The sequence below is a fragment of the Streptomyces sp. NPDC088746 genome, from assembly GCF_044751065.1.
GTDB lineage: Bacteria > Actinomycetota > Actinomycetes > Streptomycetales > Streptomycetaceae > Streptomyces.
In genome coordinates this window covers 641,602-664,072 of record NZ_JBIVLA010000002.1, presented here as the reverse complement: position 1 = coordinate 664,072, position 22,471 = coordinate 641,602, and the positions used below count along the sequence as shown (strand labels likewise).

Below are 22,471 nucleotides of genomic sequence, written 5' to 3'. Positions count from 1 at the left end.
GTGGGGGCGTCTTGGTGCACGTGCGTCACAGTTCGGACGGCCCGGCCGTCATCCGCTTCCGCGCGGCGGGGGTAACCCTCCTCCTCGCGCATCTTCTGTTCGTCGGCTGGCTGACGCTGCGCCCGCTGGACGTGCCCTGGATGACGGCCGCGAACTTCCAGCCGTTCGCCGGCATCAGGGCCGACCTGGCCCTCGGCGCGGCCGAAGCCGTGCGCCGCATCGGTGAGGGCCTGCTGCTGCTGGCCCCGCTGGGCATACTCCTGCCGATGGCCGGCGGCAGGCTGCTCGTCTCCCCGTGGGCCTCGCTGGCCCGTACGGTCGCGGCCGGCGCCCTGATCTCGATGGCCATCGAGCTGGGGCAGACGGGGGTGCCCGGCCAGGTCGTCGACGTCGACTCGCTGCTGCTCAACACCGCGGGCGTCGCCCTGGCCCACCTGCTGGTCGTCCCGCTGTCGCGGTCACGGCTGCGCCGGGGCAACCGGGCGGGGGCGGGCGACCTCTCCCGGATCGGGAACGGGGCCCGGTCCTTCCGGGGCGAGGCCCCTCAGGGGTCCACCCCGACGATTACCAGGGTCGGTATCGCACCGTAGAGCGATGCTTTGTCCCCCTCCTCGGAGCCACTATGGAGGTACCGGGAGCACGACGGAGCTGCTCCCCGAAACGGTTCGCGAAGGAGCTCACCATGGCCGCACTTGTCCGCCCCCGTGAGGGACGCATGATCGGTGGGGTGTGCGCGGCGCTGGCCCGGCGCTTCGGCACCTCCGCAGGAACGATGCGCGTGATCTTCCTGGTGTCGTGTCTGCTCCCCGGCCCCCAGTTCCTGCTCTACCTGGCGCTGTGGGCACTGCTGCCGTCGGAGAAGAGCCCGGCCGCGACGGCCTGGTGACCGCGGGGACCACGGGGAAAAGCCGTGGGGCGCACACCCGGTCCGGGTGTGCGCCCCACACGCGTGTGCGGTGATCAGCCGCCGATCGGCAGGACGCCGGTCAGGCCGCCGGCGGGCAGGCCGCCGAGCAGGTTGGTGCCGGGGGCCGAGAGGTCGCCGCTGCCACGCTGCTGCTGGTCGAGCAGACCGCCGGCCGCCTTCTGCACGGCGGGCAGCGCGTCGGTGACGGAGTCGAGCGCGACATTGGCGGGCAGGGCGCCGGCCAGGGAGTCGACGGGCACGGCGACGGCGGAGGCGCTGCCCGCCCCGGCGGCGGCGAAAGCGGCACCGAGAGCGGCGACACCGAGGGTCCTGACAGCAGACTGCTTCATGTGAAATTCATCCTTGGGGAAGGGGATGTGAGCGGCTCTGCAACGTAGTCAGCTCCCCGCCCGTCCCGCAAACATGCCGGGACACGGAAACGGCCGGGATCTCGCGATCCCGGCCGTTCCGTTTCCGCTTCGCTCAGCCGGCGACGGATGAAGATGCGCTGGTCACAGCCGTCTGACGGAAGAGCCACTCGGATTTCAGTTCCGCGTATCCGGGCTTTACGACGTCATTGATCATCGCCAGACGTTCATCGAAAGGAATGAACGCTGATTTCATCGCATTGACTGTGAACCACTGCATGTCGTCGAGCGTGTATCCGAAAGTCTCGGTCAGCCGCTCGAATTCCCGGCTCATGCTCGTCCCGCTCATCAGCCGGTTGTCCGTGTTCACGGTGGCACGGAAATGCAGCTTCCGCAGCAGCCCGATGGGGTGGTCGGCGTACGACGCCGCAGCACCGGTCTGGAGGTTGGAGGTCGGGCAGAGCTCCAGCGGAATGCGCTTGTCGCGTACGTAGGAGGCGAGGCGGCCGAGCGTCACACCGCCGTCGTCGGCGATCTCGATGTCGTCGATGATGCGTACACCGTGGCCGAGCCGGTCGGCCCCGCACCACTGGAGCGCCTGCCAGATCGAGGGCAGCCCGAAGGCCTCGCCCGCGTGGATGGTGAAGTGGTTGTTCTCGCGCTTGAGGTACTCGAAGGCGTCCAGGTGGCGGGTGGGCGGGTAGCCCGCCTCGGCCCCCGCGATGTCGAAGCCCACGACGCCCAGGTCGCGGTAGCGGTTGGCGAGTTCGGCGATCTCCAGCGCGCGTGCGGCGTGCCGCATCGCGGTGAGGAGGGCGCCGACGCGGATGCGGTGGCCGGCGGCACGGGCCCGGCGCTCACCCTCGCGGAACCCCTCGTTGACCGCCTCGACGACCTCTTCGAGGGTCAGGCCCTCGGTGAGGTGCTGCTCCGGCGCGTACCGCACCTCGGCGTAGACGACTCCGTCCTCGGCGAGGTCCTCGGCGCACTCCATGGCCACCCGGAACAGCGCGTCACGGGTCTGCATGACGGCGCAGGTGTGGGCGAACGTCTCCAGGTAGCGCTCCAGCGAACCGGAGTCGGCGGCTTCGCGGAACCAGAGGCCGAGCTTGTCGGGCTCGGTCTCGGGGAGGGCGTCGTAACCCTGCTCCCGCGCCAGCTCGGCGACGGTGCCGGGGCGCAGGCCGCCGTCGAGATGGTCGTGGAGGAGCACCTTGGGCGCGCGGCGGATCTGGTCGGGACCGGGGACGTTCAGGGTCTGGCTCGTCATTGGGGCACTCTAGCGCCTACGCGCGTAGAGCGCTGGCCGTCGATGCGTAACAGTGACCGCGAAGCCAGGTGGAATACACCTGCCCTTCTGACACTGTTCTGTCATGGCACAGCGCGCACTTCCCCTGCCTGCCGCCCGGCTGGGACGGGCCGTCCTCACGGCCGGAGCAGCACCCGAGGTCAGCGGCGTGGTCCTGCTGCTCCCGGACGGCGAGACCGATTCACGGCGCCGTCCGTCCCCCTTCTCGTACGCGGCACAGCTGCCGTTCGCCCGGACGCTGGCCCGCGCCGGCCAGGACGACGGACTCGCGGTGCACGTGGTGCGCTACCGCACCCGGGGGTGGAACGCCGACGCGGATCCGGTGGCCGACGCCCACTGGGCGGCCGACGAGGTCCTACGCCGCTACGGCGACATCCCGGTGTGTCTCGTGGGGCACGGCATGGGAGGCCGGGCCGCGCTGCGCGGGGCCGGGCACACGGCCGTCAACTCCGTGCTGGCGATGGCCCCCTGGCTGCTGGAGGACACCGAGCCGGAACCCGAACCGGTGAAACATCTGGCGGGTCGCCGGGTGTTGATCGTCCACGGCACGAACGACGCGCGGACGAATCCGGAGCTGTCCTACCGGCTGGCCGAGCGGGCGAAGAAGGCCAACCGGGACACCTGCCGCTTCGAGGTCCACTCGGACGGGCACGCCCTGCGCCAGCACCGGTCCGAAGTGATGGCGCTGGCTTCGGACTTCGTACGGGGCTCGCTCTTCGCCCGGTCGTACGCACGCCCGGTCGCCGACGCCTTCGCCGCTCCCCCGCCGCTGGGGCTGCGGATGCCGCTCGCGGCGGGGTTCGGCCGGTCGCTGCGGCACTGAGCGCCTGCGGAGGGGCTCAGTCCGGCAGCAGGCTTCCCCGGCGCGAGAGCAGGAAGCGCTTGAAGGCCGCCACCGGCGGCGTGTCGGGGTGGCCGTCCAGCCAGGCGACCCCGATCTCGCGGGCCGCGCGCGGGGCGGTGACCGTCAGCTCGACCACGCCGGGCCGGGCGACGGCGGGCGGCGGCAGCAGTGCCACCCCGAGCCCGGCCGCGACCAGGCCGCGCAGGGTCTCCGCCTCTTCGCCCTCGAACGCGACGCGCGGGGTGAAGCCCGCCTCGGCGCAGAGGTCGTCCGTGATCCGCCGCAGCCCGTAGCCGGGTTCCAGGGTGACGAACGTTTCGTCGGCGGCCTCGGCGAGGCGGATGCGCCGGCGGCCCGCCAGCCGGTGGTCGTCGGGGACGACCAGGCGGAGCCGCTGCTCGTCCAGGCGCATGGCGACGAGGTCCGGGGCGTCGGGGACGGGCGAGGTGAGGCAGAGATCGAGGCCGCCCGCCCGCAGGCGGTCGATCATCGCCTCGCCGTAGTTCTGGACGAGCTGGAAGCGGACCCGGGGGTGGTCGGCGCGGAAGGCGCGGATCAGGGCCGGCACCGTCTCGGAGCCCATGGTGTGGAGGAAGCCGAAGGCGACCTTGCCCGCCGTGGGGTCGGCGTCGGCGCGCACCGAGTCGGCGGCCTTCTCCACCTCCGCCAGCGCGCGTTCGGCCGAGCCGAGGAAGGTGCGGCCCGCGGGGGTGAGGGAGACGGTGCGGCCCCTGCGGGCGAACAGGGCGACGCCCAGGTCCTGTTCCAGCCTCACCATGGCCCGCGAGAGCGTCGACTGCGGGACGCCGAGCTCCTGCGCGGCACGGGTGACGTGCTCGTGGCGGGCCACCGCCTCGAAGTACGCGAGGCGGGGCGCGAGCACGGCCCGGATGTCTTCTTCGTAACTGCTCGGTGACAGCCGCGGCTGTGAGCTGTATTGATGCGCCATGGGAACGATTATGAGGGTTTCATGCATTGGACGCATGAAACCGTGCGGTCTACGTTCGGTGCATGCCTCCTGCCAGTACCGGGGCGTCCACCGTCGTGCTGGGCGCCGCCGTTCCGTCATCCCCCGCCGCCGTCTCCCCGACCGTCCCGGACCGCCTCGCTCCCGGTGGTCCCGGCTACCGCCGGATGAGCTTCGCGCTCTTCGCGGCGGGTGTCGCGACCTTCGCCCTCCTCTACTCCACCCAGGCCCTCCTGCCCGCCGTCTCCGCGTCCTTCGGCGCGACGGCCGGCCAGGCGAGCTGGACGGTCTCCGCGGCGACGGGTGCCCTGGCCCTCTGCGTCCTGCCGCTGAGCGCGCTCTCCGAGCGCTTCGGGCGGCGCCAGATGATGACGGCCTCCCTGGCGGTCGCCGTGGTGATCGGGCTGCTCGTGCCCTTCGCCCCGTCGCTCGGCTGGCTGATCGCACTGCGTGCGATCCAGGGCGCGGCGCTGGCGGGGCTGCCCGCCTCCGCGATGGCCTACCTGGCCGAGGAGGTACGGCCCAAGGCGCTGGTGGCCGCGATCGGACTGTTCGTGGCGGGCAACAGCATCGGCGGCATGAGCGGCCGCATCCTGGCCGGCTGGGTCGCCCAGCTGTGGGGCTGGCGGGTGGCGCTCGGCGCGATCGGGCTGCTCGCCGTGGCCTGCGCGGTGGTGTTCCACTTCATGATCCCCAAGGCCCGGCACTTCAGCCCCGCCTCGCTCAACCCGAAGGCCCTGGCGAAGACCGTCACCGGCCACCTCTCCGACCCGCTGCTGCGCAGGCTGTACGCGATCGGCGCCCTGTTCATGACGGTGTTCGGCGCGGTCTACACCGTGATCGGCTACCGGCTCGTCGAGGAACCCTTCAGCCTCCCGCAGGGCATCGTCGGCTCGGTCTTCCTCGTCTACCTCGTCGGTACGGTCTCCTCCGCCGCCGCGGGCCGGCTGGTCGCCCGGCTGGGCCGCCGGGGCGCGCTCTACCTCGCCGTCTCCACGACGGCCGCGGGTCTGCTGGTCTCCCTGGCCGACCAGCTGGCCGCCGTCCTCGCCGGCCTCGTCCTGATCACAGCCGGCTTCTTCGCCGGGCACGCGGTCGCCTCGTCCTCGGTGAGCCGTACGGCGACGTCGGGCCGCGCCCAGGCTTCGGCGCTCTACCAGTCCGCGTACTACCTGGGCTCCAGCGCGGGCGGCACGCTCGGTGCCGTCGCGTTCCACGCCGGAGGCTGGGCCGGCACGGTCGTACTGGGCGTCCTGGCGGTCCTCGGCGTCCTGTCGATCACCCTCTTCGGGAGCCGCGCGGCACGGACCGAGCGGCTCCGCGCCGCGGCCCCGGCACCGGTGCACAACTGAGACCTTCCCGGCACAACCGCAGCTCCCCGACGCACGTCCAACAAGCGGAGTCACACACCGCGGGCGAACGCGAAGGGGAGCAGGCGTACATGACGATCATGGGGAACATACGCGGCGTACGGGTGCGGCGCGGGGCCGTCCTGTCCGTCGCCGGGCTGGTGGTCGCGCCGGCCCTGGTCCTGGGCACGGGCACGGCCGCGCAGGCGGCGTCCTGCACGGCCTCCACCGGGCCGTACCAGAAGCAGGTCGAGAAGTGGCTGGGGCGGACGGCGGACGGCCGGCAGTCGACGGCCGACTGCAAGGCGATCCGCTCGTTCCAGACCGCCAAGGGCATCACCCCGAACATCGGGTACGCGGGGCCGGTCACCTGGCGCACGATGAAGACGATCACCGCCCAGAAGGCCGCGGGCAAGACCCCGAACAAGGCGAAGAAGTGCCCCACGAACAAGGGGCGCATCGCGTGCGTGGACCTGACCAGGCAGCTGAGCTGGATCCAGGACGGGTCCAAGCTGAAGTTCGGCCCGGTACCGGTGCGCACGGGCCGCAACGGCGACGAGACCCGGACCGGTGCCAAGAAGATCTACTGGCGCAACATCGACCACTGGTCGACGCTCTACGACGTCCGCATGCCGTACGCCCAGTTCTTCGACGGCGGGCAGGCGTTCCACTCGGTCACCAAGTCCATGTACAACAACCCTGGGTCGGCGGGCTGCGTCAACATGCGCCCGGCGGACGCGAAGTCATACTGGAACCTGTTGAAGAACGGCGACGACGTCTTCGTCTACGGACGCAAGCCCGGCACCTGAGCAGCGGTTTCCACGCTTCCCGCCCCGGCTGTCAGTGCCCTGCGGTAGCTTCCACAGTGCTGAGTGAGCGGTGTCACAGCGCAACAGGGGTGAAGCGATGAGTGATCAGACAGCGACAGCGGACATCGACAGCCGCCTGGAGGGACACCGGGTCGAGCTGACCGGTTACTGCTACCGGATGCTCGGCTCGGCCTTCGAGGCGGAGGACGCGGTCCAGGACACGCTGGTGCGCGCCTGGCGCAACTTCGACAAGTTCGAGGGCCGTTCCTCCCTTCGCTCCTGGCTGTACCGCATCGCGACGAACGTCTGCCTGGACATGCTGAACGCGGGCAACAAGCGGGCCAGGCCGGTGGATCTGACCGGCCCGACACCGCTGGCCCAGGCCGCGCTGAACCCTCTCCCGGAGAACACCTGGCTGGAGCCGATGCCGGACGGCCGCATCCTGCCCTCGGTGGCCGACCCGGCGGAGGCGGCCGTGGCCCGTGAGTCGGTGCGTCTCGCGTTCGTCGCCGCGCTCCAGCATCTGCCGCCCAAGCAGCGTGCGGTGCTGATCCTGCGTGAGGTCCTGGCGTGGAAGGCGAGCGAGGTCGCCGAGCTGCTCGACACCTCCGTCGCCTCGGTCAACAGCGCCCTGCAGCGCGCCCGGGCCACGCTGTCGGACACGGAGACCACGGCACCGGACCCCGCGAATCCGCTGGACGACGAGCAGCGCAAGCTGCTGGACCGCTATGTGGCGGCGTTCGAGGGGTACGACATGGCGGCGCTGACGGCGCTGCTCCATGAGGACGCCGTGATGACCATGCCGCCGTTCGACCTCTGGCTCCAGGGCCACGACGACATCACCGGCTTCATGCTCAGCATCGGCGCGAGCTGCGCGGGTTCCCGGCTGGTGGCGACCGAGGCCAACGGGTCGCCGGCCTTCGCGCACTACAAGCCGAATCCGGAGGGGCCGGGGTTCGTCCCGTGGGCGGTGCAGGTCATCGACATCTCGGACGGTGCCATCACCGGGATGCACTGCTTCCTGGACACCCCGCGCTGGTTCCCGCTGTTCGGACTGCCGGACCACCTGGACGACGCCGCGTGACTGTGAGACGTCCTGTGGTGATCGTCTGGGCCCTGTTGGTGGCGGGTGGCTGGGCGGCGACGCTGTGGCTGGGCGAGCCGGCCGCCACGGCGGGCCCCGGCCCGGGCCGCGGCGCCCGGGTTCCGGCCGACACCACCGAGCCGGGCCCGCAGCCGGAGGGTTCATGCCCGACGCGGTGGCCGGCACCGACGCCGTCGGCGGTCCCGGTGCCGTCGCTGAAGGACATGCCGGAGGAGTACGCGGAAGGACGTGCGCAGCTGGTCGACTGCAGCTACAGCGTGGCCCGCGACACCGCTGTGGCCCGCTGAACACGGGTCACTCCGGGACCGACCGGACGTTGCCCACCACGTCACCGAGCCCCACCAGGTCGAGCAGCGCCCCGAGTTCGGCCGGGACGTTACGCAGCCGCAGCTCGACGCCCCCGGCGCGACGTGCGACGAGCCCCAGCCGGGCGAGGGCCTCGACCAGGGCCAGGTCCGGGCGCACGACACCGCCCACGTCGCAGTCCACCACGGCGACCGCTGAGGGGCCGCTGAGCAGCGCCTCCAGCCGGGCGCAGAGGCCCGGCACATCGGCGCGGGTGACCCGGCCGGTGAGGACGAGGGCGTTCGGAGTCATGGCATCCACACCAGGGAGACCGGCGGGATGCCCGAAACTCATCGGCGCCCGCGCACCTGTGACTCAGCTGACAGGGAATGCCCCGGTGTCCAGGTCCAGCCCGAACGGCTTCGGCAGCGTCAGCGTCTCGCCGTACTCGACCGCTTCCAGGACCCGGTAGGTGCCGTCGCTCGGCTCCCCGTACAGGGTCGCGGTCGGGCGCCCGGTGTGCCAGGGGTCGAGCAGCAGGAACAGCTGCCGAACGGGACCGGTGGTGCTCCACCGGTCCCGTTCACCCGAAAGGGAAAGCCGCAGGTCAGGCGATACGTTCCCGCACCACCGGCGTGGCGGTGAAGGGCGTCCCGGCAGGTGCGATGTCGTACGAGCCGGGCAGGGCCTTCAGCGCGTACTCGAACTTCTCGGGGGTGTCCGTGTGCAGGGTCAGCAGCGGCTGGCCCTCGGTCACCGTGTCCCCCGGCTTGGCGTGCAGCTCGACGCCCGCGCCCGCCTGCACCGGGTCCTCCTTGCGCGCGCGGCCCGCGCCGAGGCGCCAGGCGGCGACGCCGACGTCGTAGGCGTCGAGGCGGGTCAGCACGCCCGAGGACGGGGCGCTGATCACGTGCTGCTCGCGGGCGACGGGGAGTTCGGCGTCCGGGTCGCCGCCCTGGGCGGAGATCATGCGGCGCCAGACGTCCATGGCGGAGCCGTCGGCCAGGGCCTTCTCCGGGTCGGCGTCCTTGAGTCCGGCCGCGTCGAGCATCTCGCGGGCGAGGGCGAGGGTCAGGTCGATCACGTCGCGGGGGCCGCCACCGGCGAGGACCTCGACGGACTCGCGTACCTCCAGGGCGTTGCCCGCCGTCAGGCCGAGCGGCGTCGCCATGTCGGTGAGCAGCGCCACCGTGCGTACGCCGCTGTCGGTGCCCAGCGCGACCATGGTGGAGGCCAGTTCGCGGGCGTCCTCGATCGTCTTCATGAAGGCGCCGGAGCCGACCTTGACGTCCAGGACGAGCGCCCCGGTGCCCTCGGCGATCTTCTTGGACATGATCGAGCTGGCGATCAGCGGAATCGCCTCGACGGTGCCGGTGACGTCGCGCAGCGCGTACAGCTTCTTGTCGGCGGGGGCGAGCCCGTCGCCTGCCGCGCAGATCACGGCGCCTGTGGTGTCCAGGACGTCCAGCATCTCGGCGTTGGAGAGGTGGGCGCGCCAGCCGGGGACGGACTCCAGTTTGTCGAGGGTCCCGCCGGTGTGGCCGAGGCCCCGGCCGCTGAGCTGCGGCACGGCGGCGCCGCAGGCGGCGACCAGCGGGGCGAGCGGCAGGGTGATCTTGTCGCCGACGCCGCCGGTGGAGTGCTTGTCGGTGGTGGGGCGGGAGAGCGCCCCGAAGTCCATACGCTCGCCGGAGGCGATCATCGCGGCGGTCCAGCGGGCGATCTCGGTACGGTTCATGCCGTTGAGCAGGATCGCCATGGCCAGTGCGGACATCTGCTCGTCGGCGACCTCGCCGCGGGTGTACGCGTCGATGACCCAGTCGATCTGCTCGGGGCTGAGCTCGCCTCGGTCCCGCTTGGTGCGGATGACGGAGATGGCGTCCATGGGATGGGGGTCCTTCCGGCCGGAGGGGTGGGCGAGAGCCCTGCTGACTCTACGCGCATAGAGAGGGAACGTTCCGCCGCCGCGTTCCCCCGGTGGGCCGGTCGGGCCCGCCGGGGGTGAACGGAACGGCGGCGGGGCACTACCCCAGGTGCTGCGGACCGAAGGCCTGCGGCAGCATCTCGTCGAGCGTACGGAGGCCGTCCGGCGTCTCCAGGACGAGGCCGGGCCCCCCGAACTCGTACAGCAACTGCCGGCACCGCCCGCACGGCACGAGCGCGGCGCCCGTGCCGTCCACACAGGTGAAGTGGGTCAGCCGGCCGCCGCCCGTGGCGGCCAGCTGCGAGACCAGCCCGCACTCGGCGCACAGGCTGATGCCGTACGAGGCGTTCTCGACGTTGCATCCGGTGATCATGCGGCCGTCGTCGACGAGGGCGGCCACACCGACCGGGAAGCCTGAATACGGGGCGTACGCCCGGGACATCGCGTCCCGGGCGGCCTCGCGGAGCGCCTCCCAGTCGACGGACGAGGGAGCCGTCACTTGCCCTCGCCCTTGCGGTACGGCATGCCGTCCGCCTTGGGCATGCGCAACCGCTGCGCGGACAGGGCGAGCACCAGCAGGGTCGTGACGTACGGCGCGGCGTCCACGAACTGGCTGGGGACCTGGTCGGTGAGGCCGTACCAGGTGAACAGCACGCCGGAGATGACCGCCGAGATCACCGCGCTCACGTACTTCTTCCGGTACAGCTGCCAGAAGACGACGATCACCAGGAGGATCGCCAGGAGCAGCAGCATCGCGTGGACGTTCTCCGCGCCACCGCGGAGCTTGAGGCTGTCGGTGAAGCCGAAGAGCCCCGCGCCCAGCGCCATGCCGCCCGGCATCCAGTTACCGAAGATCATCGCGGCGAGACCGATGTAACCGCGGCCGCCCGTCTGGCCCTCCTGGTAGATGCTGGTGGCGACGATGGCCAGGAACGCACCACCGAGTCCTGCCAGACCGCCGGAGATCGTCACGGCGATGTACTTGTACTTGTAGACGTTCACGCCGAGGGTCTCGGCCGCCACCGGGCTCTCACCGCAGGAGCGGAGTCGCAGGCCGAAGGCCGTGCGCCACAGCACGTACCAGGTGGCGGGAATGAGCAGCAGGGCGACGACGGTGAGCCACGACAGTCCCGTGACCAGGCCTCCGACGATGCCGGCGAGGTCGGACACGAAGAACCAGTGGTGTTGTTGCAGGTCCTGCATCCAGTCCGAGAGCCCTGGGATGGTGATCTTGTCGATCTCCTCGAGGCGCGGGGACTGCTTGGAGGATCCGCCGGGCTCGTCGGCGAAGGTGAAGTTGGAGAGGTAGCGGGTGACGCCGACGGCGAGGATGTTGATGGCCACACCGGAGACGATGTGGTTCACGCCGAAGGTGACGGTGATGATCGCGTGGAGCAGCCCGCCGAGCGCGCCACCGATGATGCCGAAGAGGACGCCCACCCACGGGCCCCACTGGAAACCGGCCCAGGCGCCGAACCACGTGCCCAGGATCATCATGCCCTCGAGGCCGATGTTGACGACACCGGCCCGCTCGGCCCAGAGGCCGCCGAGACCCGCCAGGCCGATCGGGACCGCGAGTTCGAGGGCGCCGCTCACCTGGCCCACGGAGGTCACGTCGTCGGCGCCGCTGATGAGGCGCACCAGCGAGACGAGGGCGAGCGCACCGGCGATGATCAGGAGGACCACGGGCAGGGACAGCTTGCGCCGCCCGCCGCCCTTCGGGGCGGCGACGCGTGCGGCGGAGACTTTGCTGGTGCTCACAGGGCCGCCTCCTTCTCGGTGGTGAGGGCGTGGCCGGCGGCGAGTTCCTCGCCGACCTTCTGCTGCTGGCGGCGGGTCCCGTAGCGCCGGACGAGTTCGTAACTGACGACGACCGAGATCACGATCAGGCCTTGCATGATCGTGGCGATCTCCTTCTCGAAGCCGAACTGGTCGAGAGGGGACGACGCCTTGTCCAGGAACGCGATGAGCAGCGCGCTGAGCGCGATGCCCACCGGGTGGTTGCGGCCGAGCAGGGCGATGGTGATGCCGGTGAAGCCGAGGCCGACGGGGAAGTCGAGGCTGTAGGTGTGGGTGTCTCCCAACAGCGTCGGCATCCCGACGAGACCCGCGATCGCACCGGAGATCAGCATCGAGGTGAGGATCATCTTCTTGGCGTCCACACCGGAGGCCTGGGCGGCGCTCTCACTGGCGCCGGTGGCACGGAGGTCGAAGCCGAAGCGGGTGCGGTTCAGGACGAGCCAGTAGACGAGACCGCAGCCGACGGCGACGAAGGTGAAACCGTAGATCTCTCCGGCGTCGGGGCTCAGGGCGAGGCCCGGGAACCAGCCGGATTCCGGGATGTCGCCCGTCGTGAGGTTGTTGGATCCCGCAGCCTGCTCACCGAAGTTCTTCGGCAGGATCAGCCAGGCGATCAGGGAGGTCGAGATGGAGTTGAGCATGATCGTCGAGACGACCTCGCTCACGCCGCGCGTGGTCTTGAGGATGCCGGCGATGCCGGCCCAGAAGGCGCCCACGAGCATCGCCACGACGACGATCAGCGCGATCTGGAGCGGCCCGGGGAGGCTGACGCTGGCGCCGACGAGGGCTGCCATCATCGCCGCGAGCCGGTACTGCCCGTCGACACCGATGTTGAAGAGGTTCATGCGGAAGCCGACCGCGACCGCGAGAGCGGCGAGGTAGTACGTCCCGGCCTGGTTGATGATCAGGACCTGTACGTCGCTGTACGACACCTGCTCGAACAGCAGGCGGTACAGCTCGAAGGGGTCGCGGTCCGAGACGAGCAGCACCAGGGTGCTGAGCACGAAGGCCACGACCAGGGCGAGTACCGGGCCGGCGAAGCCCAGGATCAGCCGGTCCTTGTCGAATTTCCTCATCAGGCCTCGTCCTCCGGTGCTGCTTCGAGGTGACCGGCGGCGGCACCGGTCATGGCCGAGCCCAGTTCCTCGGGTGTGATGGTGGCGGGGTCGGCGTCAGCGACCAGCTGCCCGCGGAACATGACACGCAGAGTGTCGGAGAGCCCGATGAGCTCATCCAGGTCCGCCGAGATCAGCAGCACCGCCAGCCCTTCGCGGCGCGCCGCGCGGATCTGGTCCCAGATCTGCGCCTGTGCGCCGACGTCCACCCCGCGGGTGGGGTGGGCGGCGATCAGGAGCTTCGGGTTGTGGCTCATCTCGCGGCCGACGATCAGCTTCTGCTGGTTGCCGCCGGAGAGGGAGGCCGCGGTGACCTCGATGCCCGGGGTGCGGACGTCGTACTCACGCACGATCCGCTCCGTGTCGGCGCGTGCGGCCTTCGGGTCCAGCAGCCAGCCCTTGCTGTTGGGCTTCTCGGTGACGTGGCCGAGGATGCGGTTCTCCCAGAGCGGGGAGTCCAGCAGCACCCCGTGGCGGTGGCGGTCCTCGGGGATGTAGCCGATGCCGCCCTCACGCCTCTTGCGCGTGGGGGTGCGCGAGATGTCGTCGGTGTCCAGCGTGATGACCCCGCTGTCCGGGTTCCGCATGCCGACGAGCGTCTCGATCAGTTCGGTCTGCCCGTTGCCCTCGACGCCCGCGATTCCCAGGACCTCGCCCTTGTGGATCGTGAAGCCCACATCGGACAGGACGTCACGCACGGCCCCGTCAGGGTCCGTCACGCTGAGGGTGAGCCCTTCGACGTGCAGCATCGGCACGTCCGTCACCGTCGACTCGCGGGTCTCCGGCGAGGGGAGTTCGCTGCCGACCATCAGCTCGGCGAGCTGCTTGGAGGTGGTATTCGCGGGGTCGGCGGTGCCCACCGTCGTGCCGCGTCGGATCACCGTGATCTCGTCCGCGACGGAGAGGACCTCGCCGAGCTTGTGCGAGATGAAGATGACAGTGAGGCCCTCGGCCTTGAGTTCGCGGAGGTTCGCGAAGAGCGCGTCGACCTCCTGCGGGACCAGCACTGCGGTCGGCTCGTCCAGGATCAGGATGCGGGCGCCGCGGTAGAGGACCTTGAGGATCTCCACACGCTGACGGTCGGCGACGCCGAGGTCCTCGACGAGTGCGTCGGGCCTGACCCCCAGACCGTACGCGTCGGAGATCTCCTTGATCTTCTTGCGTGCGGCGGAGCCGATACCGTGCAGCTTCTCGCCGCCCAGGACGACGTTCTCCAGGACGGTGAAGTTGTCGGCGAGCATGAAGTGCTGGTGGACCATGCCGATTCCGCGCGCGATGGCGTCACCGGGGTTACCGAACGAGACCTGCTCGCCGTCCACGGCGATGGTGCCCTCGTCCGGCTTCTGCATGCCGTAGAGGATCTTCATCAGGGTGGACTTACCGGCGCCGTTCTCACCGACGAGGGCGTGGACCGTTCCCTTGCGTACGGTGATGCCGATGTCGTGGTTGGCCACGACTCCGGGGAAGCGCTTGGTGATGCCGTGCAGTTCTACGGCAGGGGGACTGCTGGACGCGTTGATGACGCACTCTCCTTGGCCGGACAGGAGCGGGAGCACAGGGGCAGGGGGCGGGGTGAAGTTATCGCGCCGGAGGACCGTCTACACGCGTAGCGCTGCCGAATCGTAAAGCGTAGGCGCACGGCACGGTCCGAACACCTGGTTCCGGACCTGTGCGGGCAGGACACCGCGAAGGGCACAACTTCCTCGATGAGCACCCCACGGGCCCGGAGCGGCGACGACGGTGCGCGCTCCGGGCCCACGGGAAACCAGCGTGACGACCGGGATCGTTACGGGGCGGTCTTGACGGTGATCTTGCCGTCGATGATTTCCTTCTTCGCCTTGTCCACGGCGGCGATGACATCGGTCATCTTGGTGAAGGCCGGGTTGGACATGGCCAGGCCGACGCCGTCCTTGTCGAGGCCGTAGCGGACCTCACCGGACTGCGGCTTGCCGTCCTGGACGGACTTGATCAGGTTGAAGACGGAGTCCTCGACGTCCTTGGTGACCGAGGTCAGGATCGACTCCTTGTAGTCGGCCAGACCCGCCTGCTTGTACTGGTCGGAGTCGACGCCGATGTTCCACTTGCCGGCCTTGGAGACGGCCTCGATCGCACCGGACCCGGCGAGACCGGCTGCCGAGTAGACCACGTCGGCGCCCTTGTCGAGCTGGCCCTGGGCGGCGGCCTTGCCGAGGTCCGGCTTGGAGAAGCCGTCGAAGTTCGGCGGCTGCGTCAGGTACTGCGGGACGACCTTGACCGAGGGGTCGGTCTCCTTGACGCCCTGCTCGAAGCCCGCCTGGAACTTCTTGATCAGCGGGGTCTCGACACCACCGATGAAGCCGACCGTCTTGGTCTTGGTGACCTTGGCGGCAGCGACGCCCGCGAGGTAGGAGCCCTGCTCCTCGTTGAAGACGATGTTGGCGATGTTCTCGCCGGTCACGGAGGCGTCGTCGATGATGCCGAAGGTGATCTTCGGGAACTTCGGCGCGACCTTCTTGATGGCGGGGGCGTAGGCGAAGCCGACGCCGATCACCGGGTTGTTGCCGGCGCGCGCCAGTGCGGTCAGGCGCTGCACCTTGTCGGCGTCCGCTTCACCGTCCGACGGCTCGGCCTCGGTGCCCTTGACACCGAGGTCCTTCTCGGCCCGGGCCAGGCCCGCGTACGCGGCGTCGTTGAACGACTGGTCGCCGCGGCCACCGATGTCGTAGGCGATAGCCGTTTTGTCGGCCTTGGAGTCGGAACTGCTACTCGAGGAGGAAGACTCGCCACACGCCGTGACGCTTAGCGCGAGTGCCGCGGACATGACGCCCACGGTGGCAATCCTGGTGATCCGGCGCAAGGGAAGGCTCCTTCAAACCTGACCGAAGCGCCTCTTCCGGCGCTGGTTTCGCGGCGATCGTAACGCGCGTAGATGTCAGATAAGGACCCCTACGGAAGCTGTTATCGGATCGTCGCGAACAGGAGGTGTCCTGTCCGGTTACGGACGACCACCCGAAGGTGACGCGCGGGACGCGGGAGCGGACGGCCGCTCGCGGGCGTTCCGGGCTCAGACGTCCAGCAGCGCGGCGGCGGTGAACAGCTCCACGCCGACCGTGATGGCCTCCTCGTCCACGTCGAAGTTGCCCCGGTGCAGGTCCAGGCCACGCGTGTCACCCGGCGTCCGGACGCCGAGCCTCGCCATGGCGCCGGGGATCTTCTCCAGGTACCAGGAGAAGTCCTCGCCGCCCAGGCTCTGCTCGGTGTCCTCGATCGCATACGATCCGCGGCGGATGGTCATCGCGGCGTCGAGAAGGCCGATCGTCTCCGCCTCGTTCACCACGGGCGGCACACCCCGGACGTAGTCGATCACCGTCTTGGCCCGGTACATTCCGGCCACCTCGTCGATCGCCGCGTGCACCAGGTCGGGGGCCTGGCGCCAGCTCTCCAGATCGAGGCAGCGGACCGTCCCGGACAGCTCCGCGTGCTGCGGGATGACGTTGGGCGCATGGCCGGTCTGCAGCCGGCCCCAGGTGACCGCGAGCCCGGCGCGCGCGTCGACGCGCCTGGCGAGCAGCGCGGGCACGTCGGTGGCCACCCGGGCCGCGGCGGTGACCAGGTCGGTGGTGAGGTGCGGCCGGGCGGTGTGTCCGCCGGGTCCGTCGAGGGAGATCTCCACGCGGTCGCAGGCGGAGGTGATCGGCCCGATCCGGAGCCCGATCCTGCCCACGTCCACCTTCGGGTCGCAGTGCACCCCGATGATCCGCCCCACGCCTTCCAGCACCCCGGCCGCCACCGCGTCGGCCGCGCCGCCGGGCAGCACCTCCTCGGCGGGCTGGAACAGCAGCCGCACCGGCCGGGGCAGCAGCCCCTGCCGGTCCAGGTCGCTCAGCACGAGCCCCGCGCCCAGGACACAGCTCGTGTGGACGTCGTGCCCGCAGGCATGCGCACGGTCGGGCACCGTGGACCGGTAGGAGACCCCCGCCTTGGTGTCCGGGATCGGCAGCGCGTCGATGTCGCCCCGGAGCGCCAGCATCGGCGTCACGCCGTCCCACTCCCCGACGTCACAGACGAGCCCCGTGCCGCCGGGCAGCACCTGCGGCTCCAGGCCGGCCTTCTCGAGCCGCGCCTTGATGGCCGCGGTGGTACGGAACTCCTGGTTACCGAGCTCCGGGTGCATGTGCAGATCACGGCGGAAGGCGATGAGCTCGGCACGCAGGTCGTCGGGCAGGGCGCCGGGCAGGACGTCGGCGTGGGGCGCACGGGACTTCAACTGGTTCACCCAGTCAAGGGTAGGCCCCTGGTACCCACAACTGACCACTGATCGACAAAAGTTCAGCCGCTCAGGGGAACAAAAAGCGGTGTTGCGGAGTGTGACGAGGGATTGAGGTGGGTATGCTCTCCCATTCGCCGCTCCGGCGCGAGGCTGCGCGAGGTTCCCACACTCAGGGCAGCTTGAGCAGGTCCCGAAGGGTTCCCACGTATGTCGCGACATCGCGTTCGGCGGGCAGCTCCGGGGCGGTCGTCGCGTCTGCCGCGTCAGGGGTGCGGCAGGAGCGGCAGAGGCCGTCGGGGAGCGCCTCCGGGCGGCCCGGCGCGCCGCACTCCGTGCACTCGACCATGGGGCGGTGCTCGGGCACACCCGGCGCGTCCGGGGTCGGGGCGGTGGGCAGCAGGGGCGGGAGCTTGTCACGGAGGCGGCGCCTGACGAACCCGACCGGCGAGTCGACGGCCGGCGGGAGCCCTGCGGTGAGTGTCTGGACCAGGTACTCGGCAGTCACACCCCGTGCGAGCCAGGCGGCGGCGGCCTCCTCCAGTGCGGCGCAGTCGGCGGCGGAGAGGGCGAGACGGGCATCGGCCCGGCCGAGCTGGGCCAGAGCGAGGTAGGCGGTCGTGGGGGCTTTCTGCGGGGCCTCCTCCGGCGCGGGTGCCGGTTCGGGCTCCTGGGTCCGCTGCTGCGGTACGGCGGGGGCGGATGGAGCCGAGGGGGCGGCACCGAGGAAGGTGGCCCACCACTCGTTGTCGCGGGCGGTACGGGACCAGTAGGTGCGGGTGATCCAGCGGATCTGACCGCCCCCGGCGTCTGCGGGGCACCGCACGTGGCGAAGGTGTCCGGCCACGCCCAGGGCACGCAATGCACTGCCGACGGCCATCTGCCCGTACGGCGGCAGGGACTTGGCCAGGGACTTGATGTCCATCGCCGCGCCGTCGGGCAGGTGGTCGACGTATCCGGCGACGTACCGCTCGCGCTCCGGCAGCAGGGCGAAATCATCGGGCCGGGGCGGCCGTTGGTCCGGCGCGGAGCGCTTGCCGTAACCCGGGTTGGCCTTCGCGTACGGGCGGGAGAGGGGTGCGGGGGCGCGCAGGGCGGAGTTAATGTGCTGGGTAGCCACGAGATCGCCTTCTTCGATCTTGGGGTGAGACCCCGGCATGGTGCGACCAACACCACGTCGGGGTCGTTTAGTTGTCGCACCGTAAGCACTCACGACGCTGCGCCGCAAGCTGGTCACGATTAGTCATACTTGCTGGCCGTGACGGGTCCGGGAGGGTGGGGAGGTTTTCCCGGAACCCTTTTTTCCCTACCGGTTGACTACACGTCTCGGGTCCCGGCCCTCGGACCTCGATCCTCGGATCCCGAAGCTTGAGCTTCGGGCCCGCACCCGTCTCCGTACCCCCGAACGAGTGAACCGCCCGGACCCGACGCTCGGAGGTCGAGACTCGGGGGCCGAGCTTCGGGCCCTCCGCTTCGAGCGTGCTCCTACAGCCGTCCCTCATCGCTGTGGAGGGGCAATTCGGCCAGCATGACGGCGTACACCGGAGAGTCCGGAAAGGGCTGCCGTTCCCCGACCTTCCGGAAGCCCCAAGCCTCGTACATCGCCTGCACCCGGGGATGCCGGGCATCCACGAGCAGCACGACCAGATCCTCCTCTCGCCCGTGGAGAAGCGCCCGGGTGACCAGCTCGGAGACCCCGGCCTTGCGCCACTTCGTACGAACGGCCAGTTCGGAGAAGGAGTACGTGCGGTCCCGGCCGGGGGCGGGGTCAAGGTGGTCACGCCACCACTCACGCTTCGGGGTCGAGGGCGCTCCGTACGCGAAGGCCACGGCCTCTTCCCCGTCGAAGGCGATCACACAGGAGAACTCCGGGCTACCGCCCCAGTGGTCGACGAACCAGGGGAACCGCTGGTTGAACTCGTCGTCCATGGCGTCCGCATAGGCGTCGGCGTGCACGTCGATCAGCGCCTGCCTGATCTGCTGGAGATCGTCGTGACCGAAGCGTCGTACGTCCAGGTCGGCGGCGTTCAAGCTCGGCTCCATTCGGATCGGTAGCGGTCCCCCCACTCTCGGGCGATCCCCGCGTCCGGCGCAAGGGTGATCAAGTCCCGGTAGAAGTCGCCGAGCAGGGACCGCATCCGCCCGGGGATCGGCGTGCCCGCCATCAGTTCGAAGACCCCCGAGGCCGTGGAACACGCCTGGTCGGCATCACGCTGATGCAGTTGTGTCAGCGCGAGCCGGGCGGTGGCCAGGGCCCGGTTTCTGCGACGTCTGGATGCAGCACGCACGGAACGGAGGAACCGTCCAGGTGTGGGGGCGCGGGAAGGACGGCTCGGCGACGTACACGGCGACAGGCGAGCAGGTATGGCAGTACGGACAGCGCGACGTGTGGGAAGAAATCGAGGCCGTGCACAGCGAATACGTCGCGGTCGGCAGACCTGACGCATCCCGCTTCGGTCTTACCGTCAGACCTGACGGCCAGCGCACCTGGATACACCACCCAAGCGGAATCGTGAGCCCCCTGGCGAGGTGAACAAGCTGCTTCAACAGTGGCCGCTCCCCCTGGTCCAACGGGCATGTCAGCCCCGGGCGATCGGTACGTTCCTGGCGACGGACCTTCTCCATCCATGGCTCCGCCTCCGGGCCGCCGGCTTCGTCCGACGGAAGCACGCGGTGGCACCTCAGGACACTGGGAGCGGGGCCGCCGCCTCCCGAACCGGACAACCGGAGCCGCCCGGCGGGCGGGAGGCAGTGGTGGGCGCCCCCGCCGTCGCCCCGGTCTGATGCAGGATTTCGACGGAGAGCAAGTCCTCCTTGCCCTTGAAAGCGTCCGCGACCACCGGATCAGTGGGGAAGACCATCTCTGCTGAGACATTGTCCTGAACGATCCGGGCGAGGTTGTCCAGAGCGACGAAGATCGGGTCCCGAGGGACTTCGACGGTCGGCAGGTCGATCAGGTGGGTGGCGACCTTCGCCGGATTCATGCATCGTCTGATGATGATCGAAGCCTGGTTGAGCTCGGACGTCGTCCAGATCGAGAGCACGACCGTGTACAGGTCCTTCCATGCCTCCTCACCGATCTCGACCCGCCACTTGCGCATGAGACCTTCCACACCGGAGATCTGCGCCTCGGCCGCGAACTTCATGTTCACGCGGATACTGGGGTAGGTCCTGCCCGAGAACTCCTCGAACGACGCGATGTCGAACGCTCCGTTCTTCACGGAATCACCGATGAACGTGAGTGCTTCGTCGAGGATCTTCCCGCAGGAAGCTTCCAGCTCCTGTGGCAGACCGGCTTTCCCGAGCTGTCGGCGTGCAGTCCTGAGTGTGGCGGCGTAGCCCTGGAGTGGGCGGGTCCAGCCGTCCGCCTGGGGCCCCTCCGACGCGACCATGTCCAGGTCGTGGGGGTCGATGCGGTCGGCGTTGGGGACGTTGGGCACCTTGTCGCTCAAGTACGCCGCGATGATCGAGAAGATCCCCTGTGGTACATGGCTGATCGACTTCGCCAGCTCGAACAGCTCGGGCACGGGGCTCACTGATTTCCGTTCGCTGCCCTGATGGATCAGCGTGAACCTGCCGCCCGTGGCATCGTTCTGGACGACGATCACGGGACTCAGGCGGCTGATCAGTGCGGATTTGAGTGCGGCATAGCTCGACCGCATACCGACGTTGGCGGCGCGCATCGCGTCGCGCGCCTTCAGCTGGGCGTCCGCCTCCTTCGCGCCGGCGATCGAAGGGGCGGCGGCCGACGGGGTGGTACCGAAGAGTGTTGCGGCACCAGCGGCCGACATTCCGTCGATGAATCCTCTGCGTGTGACCATGTCCTGTCCTTCTGCCAGGTGCGGTCTGTGCCGACCGACCACGCGGACCTCGCCGCGCAAGCTCGGCGACGACCACGGGCAGTGTCCCGGGAGAACGGGCCCTGAGCCGTGCACGCCACGCAAGTGCGTGGCGCGCAGACCGCCGCGCTCGACCTTTTCTCGGTATTCAATAATTTGATTAGTCAGATTCTTTAGTATGATGCGGGAGGGAGAGGGAAGGGGGTGCCTCCATGGCCTTGCGACACGCGGTGCTGGCGGCGCTGCTGGACGGCGAGTACAGCGGATATCAGTTGACGAAGGCGTTCGACATCGGCGTCGCGAACTTCTGGCACGCCCTGCCGCAGCAGCTGTACGCCGAGCTGAGCAAGCTGGAGAAGGAAGGGCTGATCGCGGGCCGGCAGGTGGTCCAGGAGACCCGGCCCAACAAACGCCTGTTCCAGGTCACCGACGCCGGTCGCGCCGAGCTGGAGGACTTCGCCGCAGCCTCGTCGAAGCCCTCGTCCATCCGCGACGACCTGCTCGTCAAGGTGCAGGTCGCCGACCGTGTCGGCACGGAGTCGGTGATCGGCCAGCTCCAGGACCGGGCGTCCGCGGCCGAGGGCAAGATCGAGCTGCTCGGCAAGCTCCTGCGGCAGCTCCGCGGTGACGTGGAGGAGGAGGAGTTCCTCCTCCACGGCGAGCGGATCGGACCGTACCTGACGTGCCTGCGCGGCCTCTCCTTCGAGCAGGAGCACCGGGACTGGTGCCTGCGGATCGCGGCCGTCCTCAAGGAAAGGCAGTCCACCCGTGCCGAGCGGTGAATACGTGCGCTACGTCGCCCTGGGCGACAGTCAGACCGAGGGTGTCGGCGACGGGGACGACACCGTCGGACTGCGCGGCTGGGCCGACCGGCTCGCGGAGCAGCTCGCCGCCGTCAACCCCGGTCTCCAGTACGCGAACCTGGCCGTACGCGGGCGTGTCGCGGGCCAGGTCCACGCCGAGCAGCTGGGGCCCGCCCTGGCCCTGCGGCCCGATCTTGCCAGCGTCGTCGCCGGGGTCAACGACGTGCTCCGGCCCCGGTTCGACGCCGCGGAGGTGGCTGGGCACCTGGAGGAGATGTTCGCCGAACTCACCGCTGCCGGGGCCCGGGTGGTGACGATGACCTTTCCCGACATAGGGAAGATCGCGCCCCTTGCCCGGCCGGTCCAAGGCCGCGTGTTCGACCTCAACGCCCACATCCGCGCCGCGGCCGCCCGTCATGGGGTCGCGGTCGCCGAGATCGACCTGCACGCCGCCGCCGCCGATCCGCGTCTGTGGAGCACGGACCGGCTCCACACCAGCCCTCTCGGTCACGAACGGATCGCCGCCGCTGCCGCCCAGGCCATCCAGCTGCCCGGAAGCGACGACGCCTGGACCCGCCCCCTGCCCGAACAGCGGCTTCCTTCGCGTTGGCAAGCGGCGGGTGCCGAAGTGCGCTGGGCCGCCGGCTTCCTCGGCCCCTGGCTCGGGCGCCGTCTGCGCGGCCGGTCCTCCGGTGACGGCCGTACCGCGAAACGCCCCCTGCTCCAGCCCCTGCGCGCTACGCCCGTCTCCCCCGCGGACACCGGTCGACAGCAGCCGGCGTAGGGGCGGCCCTCCGCCTC

The 22,471-nt window shown here is 70.1% G+C and carries 23 protein-coding genes and 2 pseudogenes; 9 read left to right on the top strand and 16 right to left on the bottom strand.

Annotated elements, in window-relative coordinates; genetic code table 11:
• Positions 1-14 precede the first annotated feature (14 nt).
• Together ACIP63_RS10535 and ACIP63_RS10530 are read left to right on the top strand one after the other, a co-directional pair.
• Entirely contained in the window at positions 15-590 is a 576-nt protein-coding gene (locus ACIP63_RS10535; RefSeq protein ID WP_401515054.1) for a VanZ family protein, read from the top strand.
• Positions 591-682: 92 nt separating this feature from the next.
• Positions 683-886 carry a PspC domain-containing protein gene (locus ACIP63_RS10530; RefSeq protein WP_104788518.1) on the top strand — a complete coding sequence of 68 codons (204 nt, stop codon included), beginning with the start codon at positions 683-685 and terminating at the stop codon, positions 884-886.
• Between the two features lie 74 nt (positions 887-960).
• Here the strand turns inward: ACIP63_RS10530 and ACIP63_RS10525 are convergent, their stop codons facing one another.
• Positions 961-1,257 (bottom strand): hypothetical protein, encoded by a 297-nt coding sequence (locus ACIP63_RS10525; protein ID WP_393767205.1) that lies wholly within the window; start codon positions 1,255-1,257, stop codon positions 961-963.
• Positions 1,258-1,390: 133 nt separating this feature from the next.
• Entirely contained in the window at positions 1,391-2,545 is a 1,155-nt protein-coding gene (locus tag ACIP63_RS10520; protein WP_401513373.1) for an adenosine deaminase, read from the bottom strand.
• A gap of 103 nt (positions 2,546-2,648) precedes the next feature.
• Here ACIP63_RS10520 and ACIP63_RS10515 point away from each other — a divergent pair, with 103 nt between their 5' ends.
• On the top strand, positions 2,649-3,407 hold the full coding sequence (locus ACIP63_RS10515; RefSeq protein WP_401513371.1) for an alpha/beta hydrolase: 759 nt from the start codon (positions 2,649-2,651) through the stop codon (positions 3,405-3,407).
• Between the two features lie 16 nt (positions 3,408-3,423).
• Here ACIP63_RS10515 and ACIP63_RS10510 read toward each other — a convergent pair whose 3' ends face one another.
• Positions 3,424-4,377, bottom strand: coding sequence for a LysR family transcriptional regulator (locus ACIP63_RS10510; protein ID WP_401513369.1), 954 nt, complete (start codon positions 4,375-4,377; stop codon positions 3,424-3,426).
• Between the two features lie 62 nt (positions 4,378-4,439).
• Here ACIP63_RS10510 and ACIP63_RS10505 point away from each other — a divergent pair, with 62 nt between their 5' ends.
• The 4 genes from ACIP63_RS10505 to ACIP63_RS10490 all read left to right on the top strand — a co-directional run bounded on the left by ACIP63_RS10505 (position 4,440) and on the right by ACIP63_RS10490 (position 7,945).
• A complete protein-coding gene (locus ACIP63_RS10505) occupies positions 4,440-5,747 on the top strand; it encodes an MFS transporter (RefSeq protein WP_401513367.1) in 1,308 nt (435 codons plus the stop codon).
• A gap of 89 nt (positions 5,748-5,836) precedes the next feature.
• On the top strand, positions 5,837-6,553 hold the full coding sequence (locus tag ACIP63_RS10500) for a L,D-transpeptidase family protein (RefSeq protein WP_401513366.1): 717 nt from the start codon (positions 5,837-5,839) through the stop codon (positions 6,551-6,553).
• 70 nt (positions 6,554-6,623) lie between these two features.
• Positions 6,624-7,637 (top strand): sigma-70 family RNA polymerase sigma factor, encoded by a 1,014-nt coding sequence (locus ACIP63_RS10495; protein WP_401513364.1) that lies wholly within the window; start codon positions 6,624-6,626, stop codon positions 7,635-7,637.
• Entirely contained in the window at positions 7,634-7,945 is a 312-nt protein-coding gene (locus ACIP63_RS10490) for a hypothetical protein (RefSeq protein WP_401513362.1), read from the top strand. The genes ACIP63_RS10495 and ACIP63_RS10490 overlap by 4 nt, the downstream gene beginning before the upstream one ends.
• 7 nt (positions 7,946-7,952) lie before the next feature.
• On the opposite strand, the gene ACIP63_RS10485 is transcribed toward ACIP63_RS10490, so the two are convergent.
• The 13 genes and pseudogenes from ACIP63_RS10485 to ACIP63_RS10425 all read right to left on the bottom strand — a co-directional run bounded on the left by ACIP63_RS10485 (position 7,953) and on the right by ACIP63_RS10425 (position 20,819).
• Positions 7,953-8,297 carry an STAS domain-containing protein gene (locus tag ACIP63_RS10485; RefSeq protein ID WP_401513360.1) on the bottom strand — a complete coding sequence of 115 codons (345 nt, stop codon included), beginning with the start codon at positions 8,295-8,297 and terminating at the stop codon, positions 7,953-7,955.
• 21 nt (positions 8,298-8,318) lie between these two features.
• Positions 8,319-8,492: pseudogene (locus ACIP63_RS10480) on the bottom strand (Uma2 family endonuclease); the annotation flags it as partial.
• Between the two features lie 58 nt (positions 8,493-8,550).
• Entirely contained in the window at positions 8,551-9,828 is a 1,278-nt protein-coding gene (locus ACIP63_RS10475; protein ID WP_401513358.1) for a thymidine phosphorylase, read from the bottom strand.
• Positions 9,829-9,967: 139 nt separating this feature from the next.
• Complete coding sequence (locus ACIP63_RS10470) at positions 9,968-10,366, bottom strand: cytidine deaminase (protein WP_401513357.1); 399 nt, start codon at positions 10,364-10,366, stop codon at positions 9,968-9,970.
• Positions 10,363-11,628, bottom strand: coding sequence for an ABC transporter permease (locus ACIP63_RS10465; RefSeq protein ID WP_401513355.1), 1,266 nt, complete (start codon positions 11,626-11,628; stop codon positions 10,363-10,365). Before ACIP63_RS10465 ends, ACIP63_RS10470 begins: the two co-directional genes overlap by 4 nt.
• Entirely contained in the window at positions 11,625-12,743 is a 1,119-nt protein-coding gene (locus ACIP63_RS10460; RefSeq protein WP_401513353.1) for an ABC transporter permease, read from the bottom strand. The genes ACIP63_RS10465 and ACIP63_RS10460 overlap by 4 nt, the downstream gene beginning before the upstream one ends.
• A complete protein-coding gene (locus ACIP63_RS10455) occupies positions 12,743-14,326 on the bottom strand; it encodes an ABC transporter ATP-binding protein (protein WP_401515052.1) in 1,584 nt (527 codons plus the stop codon). Before ACIP63_RS10455 ends, ACIP63_RS10460 begins: the two co-directional genes overlap by 1 nt.
• 242 nt (positions 14,327-14,568) lie before the next feature.
• A complete protein-coding gene (locus ACIP63_RS10450; protein ID WP_393767233.1) occupies positions 14,569-15,618 on the bottom strand; it encodes a BMP family protein in 1,050 nt (349 codons plus the stop codon).
• A gap of 207 nt (positions 15,619-15,825) precedes the next feature.
• The gene (locus tag ACIP63_RS10445) at positions 15,826-17,037 is read right to left on the bottom strand and encodes an amidohydrolase (RefSeq protein WP_401513350.1); all 1,212 of its coding nucleotides are present in this window, start codon (positions 17,035-17,037) and stop codon (positions 15,826-15,828) included.
• Positions 17,038-17,200: 163 nt separating this feature from the next.
• Positions 17,201-18,148 carry a MarR family transcriptional regulator gene (locus ACIP63_RS10440; RefSeq protein ID WP_401513347.1) on the bottom strand — a complete coding sequence of 316 codons (948 nt, stop codon included), beginning with the start codon at positions 18,146-18,148 and terminating at the stop codon, positions 17,201-17,203.
• A gap of 365 nt (positions 18,149-18,513) precedes the next feature.
• Positions 18,514-19,071: a GNAT family N-acetyltransferase gene (locus ACIP63_RS10435; protein ID WP_401513345.1), complete on the bottom strand. Its 558-nt coding sequence runs from the start codon at positions 19,069-19,071 to the stop codon at positions 18,514-18,516.
• A pseudogene (locus ACIP63_RS10430) lies at positions 19,056-19,295 on the bottom strand (hypothetical protein); the annotation flags it as partial. The gene ACIP63_RS10435 and the pseudogene ACIP63_RS10430, both read right to left, overlap by 16 nt.
• A gap of 414 nt (positions 19,296-19,709) precedes the next feature.
• Complete coding sequence (locus tag ACIP63_RS10425; RefSeq protein WP_401513343.1) at positions 19,710-20,819, bottom strand: hypothetical protein; 1,110 nt, start codon at positions 20,817-20,819, stop codon at positions 19,710-19,712.
• A 260-nt stretch (positions 20,820-21,079) separates the two neighbouring features.
• On the opposite strand from ACIP63_RS10425, the gene ACIP63_RS10420 reads away from it, so the two are divergent.
• On the top strand, positions 21,080-21,649 hold the full coding sequence (locus ACIP63_RS10420) for a PadR family transcriptional regulator (protein ID WP_401513341.1): 570 nt from the start codon (positions 21,080-21,082) through the stop codon (positions 21,647-21,649).
• The gene (locus tag ACIP63_RS10415) at positions 21,636-22,454 is read left to right on the top strand and encodes an SGNH/GDSL hydrolase family protein (protein WP_401513340.1); all 819 of its coding nucleotides are present in this window, start codon (positions 21,636-21,638) and stop codon (positions 22,452-22,454) included. Before ACIP63_RS10420 ends, ACIP63_RS10415 begins: the two co-directional genes overlap by 14 nt.
• Positions 22,455-22,471: the final 17 nt, after the last annotated feature.

Excerpts from the sequence above, each read along its gene's own strand:
- ACIP63_RS10520 (WP_401513373.1), bottom strand. The coding sequence starts at position 2,545 with ATGACGAGCCAGACCCTGAACGTCCCCGGTCCCGACCAGATCCGCCGC.
- ACIP63_RS10425 (WP_401513343.1), bottom strand. The coding sequence starts at position 20,819 with ATGTCGGCCGCTGGTGCCGCAACACTCTTCGGTACCACCCCGTCGGCC.
- ACIP63_RS10515 (WP_401513371.1), top strand. The coding sequence starts at position 2,649 with ATGGCACAGCGCGCACTTCCCCTGCCTGCCGCCCGGCTGGGACGGGCC.
- ACIP63_RS10510 (WP_401513369.1), bottom strand. The coding sequence starts at position 4,377 with ATGGCGCATCAATACAGCTCACAGCCGCGGCTGTCACCGAGCAGTTAC.
- ACIP63_RS10485 (WP_401513360.1), bottom strand. The coding sequence starts at position 8,297 with ATGAGTTTCGGGCATCCCGCCGGTCTCCCTGGTGTGGATGCCATGACT.
- ACIP63_RS10420 (WP_401513341.1), top strand. The coding sequence starts at position 21,080 with ATGGCCTTGCGACACGCGGTGCTGGCGGCGCTGCTGGACGGCGAGTAC.
- ACIP63_RS10500 (WP_401513366.1), top strand. The coding sequence starts at position 5,837 with ATGACGATCATGGGGAACATACGCGGCGTACGGGTGCGGCGCGGGGCC.
- ACIP63_RS10435 (WP_401513345.1), bottom strand. The coding sequence starts at position 19,071 with ATGGAGCCGAGCTTGAACGCCGCCGACCTGGACGTACGACGCTTCGGT.
- ACIP63_RS10525 (WP_393767205.1), bottom strand. The coding sequence starts at position 1,257 with ATGAAGCAGTCTGCTGTCAGGACCCTCGGTGTCGCCGCTCTCGGTGCC.
- ACIP63_RS10530 (WP_104788518.1), top strand. The coding sequence starts at position 683 with ATGGCCGCACTTGTCCGCCCCCGTGAGGGACGCATGATCGGTGGGGTG.
- ACIP63_RS10505 (WP_401513367.1), top strand. The coding sequence starts at position 4,440 with ATGCCTCCTGCCAGTACCGGGGCGTCCACCGTCGTGCTGGGCGCCGCC.
- ACIP63_RS10475 (WP_401513358.1), bottom strand. The coding sequence starts at position 9,828 with ATGGACGCCATCTCCGTCATCCGCACCAAGCGGGACCGAGGCGAGCTC.
- ACIP63_RS10460 (WP_401513353.1), bottom strand. The coding sequence starts at position 12,743 with ATGAGGAAATTCGACAAGGACCGGCTGATCCTGGGCTTCGCCGGCCCG.